This window comes from Bacillus sp. NTK071 (assembly GCF_017303315.1).
GTDB lineage: Bacteria > Bacillota > Bacilli > Bacillales > Guptibacillaceae > Guptibacillus.
Map to the genome: position 1 here is coordinate 44,630 of NZ_JAFKOI010000016.1, position 13,075 is coordinate 57,704.

A 13,075-nucleotide genomic window follows, 5' to 3' on the forward strand; every position below is an offset into this window, starting at 1 on the left:
CCTCCATACTAGAAAAGCACCCGATTGGGTGCTTTTTCATTAAGAAACAAGGGACGTAATAACTTCATCATCTCGTTTATCAGCATAATTTTTACCGATAACAATTCCCTCTTTATTCATTAGTTCATTTAATTCACTAGCTTCTTCTTTTTCACCAGCTACGTAAATCTTTTCCCACTTACGATTTTTGGCTTTCTTATCAAGCTTAGCCGCCATGGATTTATACCATCTTTCTCGATTTGCTTTAATTCGATCTTCATATAGTTCGCGTTGAGCGGTACTACCGTTACCGGATATGTTTTCGTTTCCAGTCGTACCTTCGTATTTTCTCCAGTTATCTTCATCAGGATCCCATGCATATTCTTCACTATTTGTAAGGAAACCTAGCTCCGTTTCAAGAATCCGTACATAATCATAATGAACAAGGATAATTCCTGTATTAGGATACTGATCTTCTAGTTGTTGTAATTGATCGAGCTCCGGTTCTTCTTCCCAGTATAAATTCGTTTCAACTGGTACTTGAGTTCGTTCTACAAACCAAATTTGGTCGTCTGAAGAAGCAATAATGACTAAACCACGATTTAAATCATTTTCGATTCGATCTAGCTCATTCTGTACTTTTTCTTTTACTTTCTCAAAATTTTCAAGTTCTTCTTTGTTGTCGCTCTGTTTTAAATAATCTTCAAAATTGCGGAATCCATTTTTCAGCTGAATCTTCCATTCTCCATTTTGTCGATCTGCATCACGACGGTCTGTATTTAAGTATAGTGTAAAAACTTTATTTGGCTTTTGGACCTGCGCATGTTTAAACTGTTCTAGCTTCTCTTTTAATAACATTGTTATCCTCCTCATTATTTCTTGGATATAAACTCCATTCCCGCATATTTCCTCGTATTAAACGTCAAATCATCTCGCCCATTTGTTTTCTTTTATATGGTCACTGTGAATATTATGTGATAGAATAAAATCATTAAAATATAATAATGATTCTAATTTAATGAAAATCGTTCTCAACAAATGGTTTATAAAGACTTGTTTTAATCGCATTTTAATTGCTGTAATCCGAAATCAGGTTACACATTATAGCTTTAAATGAATAATTGAGGATGCTTTTCCCAATTATTCAAAGGAGGAATGATAATGGAACAGGTTAATATTCAGTCCAACACATACCCAACGCATACTTCCTTTTGGTGGAACGTACTTAAAAGACATGGTGAACTGATTGCTGCATTAGTTAGCGGTATTATTATTGCTTTCGCTTGGTTAATGGAAGGGACATTCACACCTCCTACCGAATCCACTCTTTATATCATTGCTTTTATTATAGGGGGATTCGCTAAAGCTAAAGAAGGCATAGCGGATTCAATCGCTGACAAAGATGTTAATGTTGAACTCCTCATGATTATCGCGGCTATTGGAGCTGGTAGCATAGGATACTGGACCGAGGGTGCCATTCTGATTTTTATCTTTGCATTGAGTGGTGCACTCGAAACCTATACATTGAATAAAAGTGAACGTGAACTAGAGTCTCTTATGGAAATTCAACCTGAAACGGCTACGATACTTGAAAATGGGATTGAACGTATCGTAGCAGCTTCTTCCCTCTCAATTAATGACCTACTTCTCATTCGCCCCGGGGAAAGAGTCCCAGCGGATGGCGTAATTATAAAAGGTCAAACCTCTGTTAATCAGTCAGCCATCACCGGAGAATCACTACCTGTTACAAAGCAAATTGATGAAGAAGTTTATGCTGGTACTTTCAATATTTCAGGACATTTGACAGTGAAGATGACAAAGCGAAGCGAAGATACCGTCTTTCAGAAAATCATCACACTCGTACAGGAAGCTCAAGATCAGAAAGCACCCTCTCAATTATTTATTGAGAAACTAGAAGGTTGGTATGTTAAAAGTGTGCTCTCAATCGGAGCAGTTCTTATGGTGCTTCCTCATTACGCGCTAGGCTGGACATGGGATGAAACAATTTATCGCGCCATGGTATTTCTCGTTGTTGCTTCTCCTTGTGCTTTAGTCGCTTCCATAATGCCTGCGACGCTTTCTGCAATATCTGCAGGCGCACGGACTGGTATCCTTTTTAAAGGAGGGGTTCACCTTGAGCAACTTGGTACAATGAAAGCAGTCGCACTTGATAAAACAGGTACTCTTACTGAAGGTTCTCCTGTTGTAACAGACGTTTTTACACGGGATGATATTGAGGAAGACTTGTTTATTAAATACGTAGCATCAATAGAACGGCAATCAACCCACCCTCTCGGTAAGGCTATTGTCCAATACGCAGGTCCTTTTGACTGGTATGAACCTGACCAAATGATGGATCACTCTGGATGGGGTGTTGAAGCTAAACTAGGTGAAACGACATGGAGGGTGGGTAAATTAGGATTTTTCACAGAAACGTTGGGATTCGATGCATTCCATGAGCAATATACCTTATTACAACAAAGTGGAAAAACGATCGTTCTGGCATCTGATGACAAAGGGATTGCGGGAATGATTGCACTTAAAGATAAAGTTAGAAGCGAATCTAATGCAATGGTGAAAGCTCTTAAAAAGCGTGGTATCGAACCTGTTATGCTGACTGGAGATAGCGAACAAACGGCTAGAGCCATTGCTGAGGAAGTTGGAATTCAAACATATTACGCTAATTGTCTTCCAGAAGATAAAGTAAAGAAACTACAGGAGCTTAGAATGCAATACGGTACGGTTGGAATGATTGGAGATGGCATAAACGATGCTCCTGCCCTGGCAGTCTCAGACGTTGGAATTGCTATGGGGCAAGGTACGGATGTAGCACTTGAATCTGCAGACGTTGTTTTAATGAAAAACGATCTTGGCAAGCTCACTCAAGCAGTGAGTTTATCGAACCGATTGAATCTTATTGTAAAACAAAATATTGTTTTTTCTATTTCAATTATCCTCATCCTAATCGCCTCGAATTTCTTTCAGTTTCTAACTCTTCCTCTTGGTGTACTCGGGCATGAAGGAAGTACGATTCTAGTTATATTAAATGGACTTCGCTTGTTGAAATGATAAATTTAACCAATAAAAAATGCAGCTCTAGGCTGCTTTTTTATTGGCTTTTCTTACGGAAATAGTTTGAAGTAGCATTCACTTCTCCACCCACAATAATGACAAGTCCAGTCAAGTAGAACCAAAGCATGAGCGCAATCACTCCACCGAGACTTCCATAAGTAGCAGAATAATTACCAAAGTTATTGATGTAGTAAGAAAATACAAGTGATACAAGTTGCCACGTTACTGATGCAAAAATTGAGCCAATCAAAACATCCTTATAATTCAAGCGTTTATTTGGTGCGTAATAGTAAATAAACATAAATACAATAATCATAATGGAAAGGCTCAAAAACCATCGAATAATTCCAAACATAAAACTAAACGACTCTGGAATATCAAATAACGAGACGAAGAAACGCCAGAGCGTTTCACCAAACACCGGTAATACAAGTGCTACAACTATGACAAAAATCATAGCAAACGACAACAGGATTGACAGTCCTCTTGCAATTAGAAAATGGCGGCTTTCTTTCACGTTATACGCTCTATTTAACGACTTAATAATCGCATTAATGGCATTGGATGCTGACCAAATGGTTGCGATTATCCCAAATGAGAGAAGACTTTTACGGGCGCCATCTTCTAGAATCAAATTTTCCTGGATTGTAACAAATGATTCTGAAGGGGCATATTGGGATATTAAATCTAGAATTTGATCCTGAGAAAAATCAAAATGAGTCAAGAGGGTAATAGAGAATATTAAAAACGGAAAGAGCGATAGCAAAAAATAATAGGCAAGCTGCGCCGACAAATCCGTTACATAGTGCTCTTTCATTCTTGAGAAAAGCTGCTTTGAAAATTCACTAAACGTTGCATCCACTATTTACCCTCCTGCTGCTTAATTAATGCGTCATTGTATCTATATCTTTACCTGTTAACTCTTCACCTGCTTCAACAACTTTTGAACCGATTTCTTTAATATCATGTTGCGTTTCTTTCACAAGATTAAACGCTTCAACTGAACTTTCTTTTAGTCCATTAAATTTCTCTGATAAGGTAGAGATGTCATCTTGTACTTCTTTCATAAGTCCACTCGCTTCCTCTACCGTTTGCTTCCATTTATCAGTATAGTATGATGGGTTGTTTTTCACATCACGTAACACATTACCTGCACGCTTAGAACTTGTTTTAATCGATTCTCTTGTACCTCGATCAAGTAGCGAGATTATTGCACCTGCTAGTCCACCAATCAGGACTGCTTTAAACAATTTATTCTGTTTACCGCCTGGATATGACTGACTCATTTAATTCCCTCCTCGAGTTATAAAGATGAGACTATTTTCCCCTTATCATAAGCAATGAAACGCATTCATATGATTTAAACCGTGTATCTTTTAAGAATACGATCCACCGCGCTTCCATAGCTTTCCCCAAATAGGACAAGATGAACAAGCAGATAATATAGCTGATAAATGGGAATTCGTTCTTCCCATCCATTTAGAAGCGGATAATCAGCTTGATATTGATTGTAGAACTCCGTTGAATACCCCCCGAATAAATATGTAAAAGCAATGTCAACTTCTCTGTCACCGTAATAGACGGCTGGGTCAATTAGGTATGGTTTGCCGCTCTCACTTTCAAGCCAGTTCCCTCCCCATAAATCACCATGTAGGAGCGATATTTCCGGATTATGTCCAAGGAAAGAGCGAAGGTTATCCTTTAATACCTCTAGTTGGTGGTTACGTTCTTTAGAGAGAATATTTTTCTCATTCGCTATCCTCTGAATTGTACCAAGTCGGTGATCTCGAAAGAAAGCTACCCAATCTCTTTCCTGGTGATTGGGCTGAGGGAGTTCACCAATGTAATTGGGTTCAGCTAAACCCACAGTGGTTGCTCTCTTCTGATGCATTTCTGCGACCAGACTCCCAAGTGCCCGATCCGTTTTCCCGCTGGATGGCACGGAGGGGATCCATTCCATAAGAAAAACCATCTCCGATTTTTCACGGGGGAGAATGAGTAAGGGCTTTGGAACACGAATACCATGTTGCTTAAGAAGGCGAAGTCCTTTTTCTTCAACTTCAAAAAAATCGTCAGGAGCGGAACGATTTAATTTTGCAAAGTATTCTCGTGCGCCTGTTTTGATATAGAAAGCATCATTAATCGATCCTCCTGAAACGGCCTCGCAATTTTCAATCGATGTTTCGTCTCCCACTGCTCTTACTGCCTTATCTATTGCGTCCTTCATATTCCTTTATCTTCCCTTATATGCTCGAGCAATCTCTCGCATCCGACCGTTACCATTTCATAAACTTGTTCAAAGTTCCCATCAAAATAAGGATCTGGTACATCTTCAAACTCACTGTCAGTCACATAATCCATTAAACGTGAAATGGAATTTGCTGGCTGCATCCCTGCCATTTCATGAAGTTCCCCTAAATTGGCTGCATCCATTGCTACAAGATAATCAAACTGATCAAGATCGATTTTTTTAACCTGTCTTGCCTTTATTCCATTCGTCGTGATATTTTTCTTGCTAAGTATTTCCGTTGTTCCTTCATGCGGAGGCTCGCCAATATGCCAGTCACCGGTTCCTGCTGAATCTACTTCAATTTGGTCAGAAAGCCCAACACTCTCTACTTGAGAGCGAAATATGGCCTCTGCCATCGGTGAGCGACAAATGTTACCAAGACAAACGAATAGAACTCGTATCATCGTTATCCCTCCATTGTTTTAATGTAAACCGTACGGTTACGAGGTCCATCAAACTCACAGAAGTAAATTCCTTGCCATGTTCCTAAAACAAGTTCTCCATTTTCAACAATGACCGTCTGGGATGCTCCTACAGTACTCGTTTTCAAATGGGAAGCTGAATTTCCTTCTGCATGCCGATAATTGGAATGCTCCCACGGATAAACTTCAGCTAGTCTCATAAGCATATCATGCTTAACATCAGGATCAGCATTTTCGTTTATTGTAATACCTGCTGTCGTATGGGCAGAATACACAATTACCACACCGTTTTTAAAACCCGCCTCGCCGATAGCATGTCTAACTTCAGACGTAATATCAAGCATTTGATCCCGTTGATTCGTTTTAACAGAAATTCTTTTAAGCATCATTGTCACTCCCCAGTCTATATTTGTACTACCCTTCTTCTCGTCTTATGATACGTAAGAACGAATGAATTTCCCACCTCCAATTAACTGTTAAGTATAAATAACGCCGGCGGGGTTGCCGACGTTATACATCTTAATAGTCATCGCGTTCATAGAGATACAGATAAGGAATATCAAGAAACAAATAATGGGTGTCATTAATTGGATAGGAGTAGGTACGAATGAGTTCATTTGTCTCAATGTCACTGTATAAATCAGAAAGGATTCCTACTTGTTCATGCCTCATCCTCACGATGTTTTCGAGAAAATATGGACGCCAACTCCAGTTATTTCCTTCGTATTCAGGCTGAAATTCCCAAACTCCTTCTCCACTCCGATAATAGTTAGAAGAAACTTGATGTCCGTCTTCATCACAAATATAACCTCTGAAGCAAGCATCTCCTAAAGAACGCGCAGCATCAGACACTATATCATTCCAATTATTTTGCTTTGTACGCTTAATTTGTTGTTGTAAATGCCGATTGAAATCTTGCGATAACTCATACAAAGAAAGCAAACGCTTTCTTTCATGAACAATAAAATGATGGAATTCTTTTGCAAGAAGTGGCTTAAACTCATCATTCGAAAGAAATTCTGGGCCTGGCTTTCCAAAGTAATAACCCTGGTAATAACGGCCGCCGTTCTCCCAGGCATATTTCAATTGTCCAACTCCCTCAATCCCTTCAAACAATAACGTTGCCCCAATTTTGCGACCAAGCATGGATAGAGCATAAAGAACTTCTTTATATTCAGGAGGCATTCCTTTATCTTTGAGGTTCGTTAAACCAACTTTAATAATATTCGGATTAAGAATAGCGATTTTTTCAATGTTACTCATCATATTACCTGCATGACTAATCGCAACCTGCACACCGAGACTTTTATAATAAGTGAGAATATGTTGAAGCTTCTGAAGCTCATTATCATCAATATCATAGTCAGACACTTCAATCACAATTTTATCGAACACAATGCCGTTTGCTCCATATTCCTCAAGAGAATTTGACATTGTTTCACCATGGTCAAATAGAAGATGTCTTGCGCTACAATTAAAGAATAAGCATTGATCACTTTCTTGCTTTTGAAAATAGCGAATCGCTAACTTTCGTATATGCGTATCTATTTCCATTATGTAATCTTCTGGAATTGAGTGATCTTGAAAGAAAAACCCTAAACTTTCGATCCCATCATCTGTTTGAATTCGTCCGAGAACTTCGTATCCAATAATCTGTTGCTTGTCAGCACTAACAATAGGCTGGAAGTATGGGAAAATATCTTCTTTCTTTCCCATTACATCAAGTGCATCCATGACTAACCCCTCCCTCGGATAAAAGTAAATACTAATATTATACCATGAACCGCATAAACACTCTTTTCTTTCACCTTCTTCTCATCCTACTTAACTGAATTGATCAGTCATTTTTAATCTTCCAGCAGAATAAATGGGTTTTCATTGGAATTTATAACTAAGAGATTTATACTAGTAGTAACATTGAATGTAAAAGGTGATGATAGTATGAGAACGAATAAGTCATGGAGATGTCAATATGAGGGTAAATAAAGATCAACTCAAACGCATGAAAAAAAATGAATTCGTAAGAACAGCTATTGAATTTGTTGAAACTGGTGTTGTCATTACAGACCCAGAACTTCCAGACAATCCTATCGTTTATACAAATCGTGGCTTTCAAGATCTAAGTGGATATTCATCTGAAGAAATTCTTGGTTACAATTGTCGCTTTCTACAAGGTGTTGATACAGACCAAGAACAGATTAACAAGCTACGTTCGGCTATTAAGAACAAAGAAAAAATCAAAGTAGAAATCAAAAACTATCGTAAAAACGGACAGGCCTTCTGGAATGAATTGCAAATCTATCCAGTCTATATAGAAAGCGAGCACCAAACCTACTTTGTAGGTGTTCAGCAGGACGTTACAAAAAGAAAAGAAGCGGAGGAACGATCCGACCGTTATCTCGATCAAGTGAAGAGTTTATCGACCCCAATCGTCCCAATCGACCGCAACGTTTCCATTGTTCCACTCGTTGGTGATATTGATGATGAGCGCGTCGAATTACTTCTCCATAATGTAAGTACACATATACAGAAAAGTGGCGATGAACATTTAATTCTTGATCTGTCCGGCGTTAGTCACTTTACAAGACAACTTCATCAAGGCGTTGATCAGTTAAATCAACTAATCAAGTTAATGGGCGCTAGGCTTATGATTACAGGGGTTCGTCCAGAGTTCGTTCTAGAAGGAATGAAAGATGATCTAACTCTATCATCAGTGAAAAGCTTTCCATCTGTTAAACATGCGTTAAAGGATATTAACTAATTAATTCAAAGCCTCTCGAAAAGCTTTCGATTCTTGTTCGGAAGCTTTTTTAAGTCTCGCACCTAATTAAAATTAATTTGTTTTGGATAGAGAGGTCGTGCCAATGATGAGTTTCTTCTCATGGTCCACTAGTCGTGATTTCGTATTATTCTCCACACCACATATTCTCTCTCTCTGTATACTTGTAATTGTGTTGTTATCGATGCTTATCCTTAAAACTCAACTGAGGCATCCTTTAACGAACGTTGTTGTACGCATCAACATCGCTATAGTGTTAGCAATGTCTGAATTAAGCTTTCATCTCTGGTTTATGTATCATGAGAAATGGGATATATCTACAACACTGCCACTTCAACTTAGCAGCATTTCCCTCTTTCTTGCTGTATTCCTTCTGCTAACAAGACGTTTCGTCGTTTTTGAAATCATTTATTTCGTGGGAACTGCGAGTGCAATCCTCGCCATGATTACACCTGACCTTGGTGTATACGCCTCTCCTCACTTCCGATTCGTACACTTTTTTATAGCTCATGGTGGCATTGTAGTAACAACCTTTTTTATGATTATGATTGAAAAGTACACCCCCACATACAAGTCTGTTTGGATAGCCTTTGTTAGCTTAAACCTTTATGTATCTCTCGTTTTCATATTAAATCTGCTCCTTGATGCAAATTACATGTATTTAATGGCTAAGCCTTCAAGCAACACGTTGCTAACATACCTTGGTCCCTGGCCATTCTATTTACTCTCACTCGAAGGCATCACAATCATCGCATTTCACCTACTTTATATACCATTCACCTTTACTAAATGGATAAACACTGCTAAAGATAATTCCAAAACTACGCAGTTTAACAGGTAAACAAATAGGATATGACATAACTATCACTAATTGAAAGGTTGAGGTCATATGAAACGGTATCAATTGATTGTAAAAGGTAAAGTTCAAGGTGTAGGATTTAGAGCCTATACCCAGCAGAAAGCAGCTCAACATGAACTGAGTGGTTACGTTATGAACCACATGGATGGATCTGTTGAGATTGAAGCTCAAGGAGAAGATTCTACTTTGGAAAGGTTTGTTTCTACTATAAAAGAAGGAAGTCCCTATTCTTCTGTAGACGAAATCAAAACACAAGAAAAAGAAGTTCAAGATAACGAGCGTTCCTTTTCCATTCGTTATTAATAGAAATTGCCAAGTAGATAGACTATAATACGATTAAATGGAGTTTTTAGCTCGGGGGTAGTAAATTGACAGATACAACTTTTTTCTCACAAACGGAGACGATTAGAGCTTTAAATTGCCTTGGTGATAATATCTTCGTGTGTGACTTAAACTATCATATCGTTTGGTTTAACCAACCAGCACAAGCTTTACTAGAATCGATGTTGGGTTATCTCGGAATAGATGAGCCTAATGACCTTATAGGACGAAGTATAGATGAATTTTATAAGCACCCTTCCCATCAGAGAGGAATTTTACAACATCAACTACCTTACCAAAGCACAATTAAGCTGTTTGATCGTTTTGCAGCAAACATTGTCATCTCTGAGTACTGTGGTGAAAGTGGAGACAAAATAGGCTACATGCTGGTTTGGCGTGATGTCACTGAAGTGCAGAAAGAATTCGAAGAAAATAAGAAGCTGGTCAATGAACTATCAAACGCTATTATTCCTACTGTTATCGATAATGCCATCCTTGTTCCTCTTATTGGAACGATGACTGATGACCGCTCGGAAAACCTTATACAGAGTGCGTTAAACTACTGTGCTACAAACAGTACTGATTACGTTCTAATCGATTTCTCAGGGCTAACTGAAATGGGGCAAAGCTCAGCACATAAACTGTGTGAAACCATGACCAAATCACTAAGCTTAATGGGCATTACTGTTGTCTATGTTGGAATTACAAAACGGATTGTACAGTGGTTTATTAACATAAATCTTGATCCTTCTATCCCTACCTTCGCTACATTTCGTCAGGGTATTAATTATGTGGTTAATCTCGAAGGATACTCTCTTGTTAAAATCGATGAATAAATAAAAAGCTGACACTTATATGTCAGCTTTTTTGATTCTTCTTTAAAGGCTCCTTTCATATACACTGTAGCTATAAGTGTAGTGATTGATTTGAAGTGGGTTTCTCTAAAGAAAAATCTTATAATTGCAACAATCAAAAAGAGCCTTTAGAAACCAACTCATCCCCTTCTACATTCCCTTACTAGAGAATTGTTGAAAGACGGTATTTGTATTAATAGAGTATAGTTCTTTACCAGCTACTCGATTTAATACTCGCTTGTTTCGCTCAACGGACAGCGCAAGGTTCGTTGCACCAGTTCCATGTGAGTGGTCAAGGTTTGTAAGTGTAAACACATGATTATCACGCCTATCTTTAAAAACAAGTTGTTGGTCCATTTCTACTTTAAAACGCTTCTCATCTTCCCATTCTATTTCATCAGTAATTCGATTGAACCAATCTGGAAAGTGTGGCTTGTAACCTGTCGCAAGCACAACCTTATCTGTTTCTACTGTAAACGAATGATCCTCTTGCCATTGTCTACAATTCAAAACATAACTCTTTCCTTTCTTCTCAATTCCATTTACTTCTGTCAAAGGTTGAATCGTGACATCAGGTTGTTCTTCAGTAGAACGATGGTAAAGTAGATGATAAATATTTTTCAGAGTGGAAGGATCTACTCCTTTTCGAAGCGTACCAAGCGTTTCTAGTGCATTCGTTCTTTCTTCAAATGGAAGTCCATGAAAATAGCTAACATAATCTGGTGAGAACACTTCTTGTCCAAGCTTAGCTTGTTCAAGCTGGAAGAAACCTGAAGATCGAGTTAACCATCGCAAGCTATAGCCATATCGTTCTTGATCATGAAGAAAATCGTAGAATACCTCAGCAGCACTCTGTCCAGACCCAACCACTGTAACAGAATCCGATTTCTTCAGGTCTTTTTCACGATAGAGATAGTGATTTGTATGAAGAACATCTTCATTAGAATAACCTTCAAATCCATCCGGAATGTTTGGTACGCTTCCCGTTCCGAGAACCACATGCTTCGATTTAATCACTTGAGTTTCCAATGATTTAACATCTTCAATGGATACCTCGTAGTACTTTCCTTCTTCATGGTATATAACATCTATCACCTTCTTACCGAAGTGGCAATTAGAAAGGCTCGATGCTACCCAGCGGGTGTAAGCATTGTATTCTTTTCTTGGTATATCTAATTTATTGAAAAAGTAAAACTGATAAAGACGATTATGTTCATGCAAGTAATTAATAAAAGTATAAGGACTTTTAGGGTCTGCAATTGTTACAAGGTCCGCTAGGAAGGGCACCTGTAAATCAGCTCCATCAATTAACATTCCCGGGTGCCAACTAAACTCTTCCTTTTGATCGAAATAAATGGCATCTATTTCTGTTTGATCTGCTAGTGCTGCCATGCCTAAATTAAATGGTCCTATGCCTATTCCTACAAGATCATATAGTTTATTATCATTCTTCAATGTGTTCACGTCCTTTGATCTCCATTCCATGCTCTAATGAATAGCGTAATTTAATTCAAACAGTACTATCGCATATCTTGGTTTACCCAAAAGCTACAACTTTAAATCAATAGGCTATGTTAATGAGTGGTGTTGATTTTTGACTGATTTACGCCCTGTGATGGCCAATCAATAAGATAAACACTAAAAACAACAAACTTTTAGAAGTGAACCTAAAACAAAAACCCGCTATTAGCGGGGGCAGAGTCTTAATCAGAGCTCACAGCTTTCGACGCACTTACGGCTGAGAACGAAATGGTAATCGCACATAACAGGGCTATGACTAGAAATCCTCTTACAAGTGGCCATGGTTCCCATCCATCAATAAAAACGGAACGCATTGCTTCAAATAAATAAGTTGTTGGATTAATTGTAGCAGCTATTTTAAGCCATCCTGCTTCGATTAACTCGTACGGTACAAATGTTGTACTTAGAAAGATAAGCGGGAAGAAAACAAATGTACCCGCCTGTGCAGACTGTGCATTTTTTGTTCGGAGTGCTACTCCGACTGAGTAACCTGCAAATGCAAGTCCCCATCCGAGCGTAAGCAAAAGGACTACAATCACTCCACCAAAACCAGCAGCTACCTCTAGACCTAGAAAATAGGCAATCACTAGAATTAATATCGTTTGAATAAGAAGCTGAAGCATTCCAGCAATAATCGGCCCAAGAACAATGGCAAGCCTTGAAGATGGTGTTAACAGAAGTCTAGAGAAATACCCATTTTCTAGATCCTTCACGAGCGCTTGTCCTGCTCCACCAGCACCACCTATTGCAGCTGAGACAATCGATACTGGGAGAATAAACGCAAGATAATTAGCTCCTTCAAATGCCGGCAGTTGCGAGATTCCGCTTAAACCACCTTCATAGACAAACAAGAAAAAAAGACTAATGATTAAATTGGGAATGAAGATAAGTGGGTTTCGAATGATGGTAACGATACTTCTTTTCGTAAAAACCAATGTATCAACAAGGAAGGATCCTTTTTTCTGTTCATTCATACGC

General features: G+C 38.5%; 14 protein-coding genes. 5 read left to right on the forward strand and 9 right to left on the reverse strand.

The window, feature by feature from the left end; all coding sequences use genetic code 11:
* Positions 1 to 39: 39 nt before the first annotated feature.
* The gene (locus JI666_RS18005; protein WP_206894394.1) at positions 40 to 837 is read right to left on the reverse strand and encodes a VLRF1 family aeRF1-type release factor; all 798 of its coding nucleotides are present in this window, start codon (positions 835 to 837) and stop codon (positions 40 to 42) included.
* Positions 838 to 1,134: 297 nt separating this feature from the next.
* Here JI666_RS18005 and JI666_RS18010 point away from each other — a divergent pair, with 297 nt between their 5' ends.
* Positions 1,135 to 3,048: a heavy metal translocating P-type ATPase gene (locus JI666_RS18010; RefSeq protein ID WP_206894396.1), complete on the forward strand. Its 1,914-nt coding sequence runs from the start codon at positions 1,135 to 1,137 to the stop codon at positions 3,046 to 3,048.
* A 40-nt stretch (positions 3,049 to 3,088) separates the two neighbouring features.
* On the opposite strand, the gene JI666_RS18015 is transcribed toward JI666_RS18010, so the two are convergent.
* From JI666_RS18015 to JI666_RS18040, 6 genes are all read right to left on the reverse strand, one after another.
* The gene (locus JI666_RS18015) at positions 3,089 to 3,913 is read right to left on the reverse strand and encodes a YihY/virulence factor BrkB family protein (RefSeq protein WP_206894398.1); all 825 of its coding nucleotides are present in this window, start codon (positions 3,911 to 3,913) and stop codon (positions 3,089 to 3,091) included.
* Between the two features lie 22 nt (positions 3,914 to 3,935).
* A complete protein-coding gene (locus tag JI666_RS18020) occupies positions 3,936 to 4,337 on the reverse strand; it encodes a YtxH domain-containing protein (protein ID WP_206894400.1) in 402 nt (133 codons plus the stop codon).
* Between the two features lie 74 nt (positions 4,338 to 4,411).
* Positions 4,412 to 5,278 (reverse strand): fructosamine kinase family protein, encoded by an 867-nt coding sequence (locus JI666_RS18025; protein ID WP_206894401.1) that lies wholly within the window; start codon positions 5,276 to 5,278, stop codon positions 4,412 to 4,414.
* The gene (locus tag JI666_RS18030) at positions 5,275 to 5,745 is read right to left on the reverse strand and encodes a low molecular weight protein-tyrosine-phosphatase (RefSeq protein WP_206894402.1); all 471 of its coding nucleotides are present in this window, start codon (positions 5,743 to 5,745) and stop codon (positions 5,275 to 5,277) included. Before JI666_RS18030 ends, JI666_RS18025 begins: the two co-directional genes overlap by 4 nt.
* A gap of 2 nt (positions 5,746 to 5,747) precedes the next feature.
* Complete coding sequence (locus JI666_RS18035) at positions 5,748 to 6,149, reverse strand: secondary thiamine-phosphate synthase enzyme YjbQ (protein ID WP_206894446.1); 402 nt, start codon at positions 6,147 to 6,149, stop codon at positions 5,748 to 5,750.
* 133 nt (positions 6,150 to 6,282) lie between these two features.
* Positions 6,283 to 7,497, reverse strand: a complete 1,215-nt coding sequence (locus JI666_RS18040) for an EAL domain-containing protein (protein WP_206894403.1) — start codon at positions 7,495 to 7,497, stop codon at positions 6,283 to 6,285.
* Between the two features lie 238 nt (positions 7,498 to 7,735).
* Between JI666_RS18040 and ytvA the strand changes: the two genes are divergently transcribed.
* The 4 genes from ytvA (at position 7,736) to JI666_RS18060 (ending at position 10,558) form a co-directional block, all read left to right on the forward strand.
* Positions 7,736 to 8,524, forward strand: a complete 789-nt coding sequence (ytvA, locus tag JI666_RS18045; protein WP_206894404.1) for a YtvA family blue-light photoreceptor — start codon at positions 7,736 to 7,738, stop codon at positions 8,522 to 8,524.
* Between the two features lie 103 nt (positions 8,525 to 8,627).
* On the forward strand, positions 8,628 to 9,383 hold the full coding sequence (locus JI666_RS18050) for a YwaF family protein (RefSeq protein ID WP_206894405.1): 756 nt from the start codon (positions 8,628 to 8,630) through the stop codon (positions 9,381 to 9,383).
* 48 nt (positions 9,384 to 9,431) lie between these two features.
* Positions 9,432 to 9,704, forward strand: a complete 273-nt coding sequence (locus tag JI666_RS18055) for an acylphosphatase (RefSeq protein WP_206894406.1) — start codon at positions 9,432 to 9,434, stop codon at positions 9,702 to 9,704.
* A 65-nt stretch (positions 9,705 to 9,769) separates the two neighbouring features.
* Entirely contained in the window at positions 9,770 to 10,558 is a 789-nt protein-coding gene (locus JI666_RS18060; RefSeq protein WP_206894409.1) for an STAS domain-containing protein, read from the forward strand.
* A gap of 168 nt (positions 10,559 to 10,726) precedes the next feature.
* Here JI666_RS18060 and JI666_RS18065 read toward each other — a convergent pair whose 3' ends face one another.
* Together JI666_RS18065 and JI666_RS18070 are read right to left on the reverse strand one after the other, a co-directional pair.
* Entirely contained in the window at positions 10,727 to 12,040 is a 1,314-nt protein-coding gene (locus JI666_RS18065; RefSeq protein ID WP_349769361.1) for a lysine N(6)-hydroxylase/L-ornithine N(5)-oxygenase family protein, read from the reverse strand.
* A 239-nt stretch (positions 12,041 to 12,279) separates the two neighbouring features.
* Positions 12,280 to 13,071: an ABC transporter permease gene (locus JI666_RS18070; RefSeq protein WP_206894412.1), complete on the reverse strand. Its 792-nt coding sequence runs from the start codon at positions 13,069 to 13,071 to the stop codon at positions 12,280 to 12,282.
* Positions 13,072 to 13,075 lie beyond the last annotated feature (4 nt).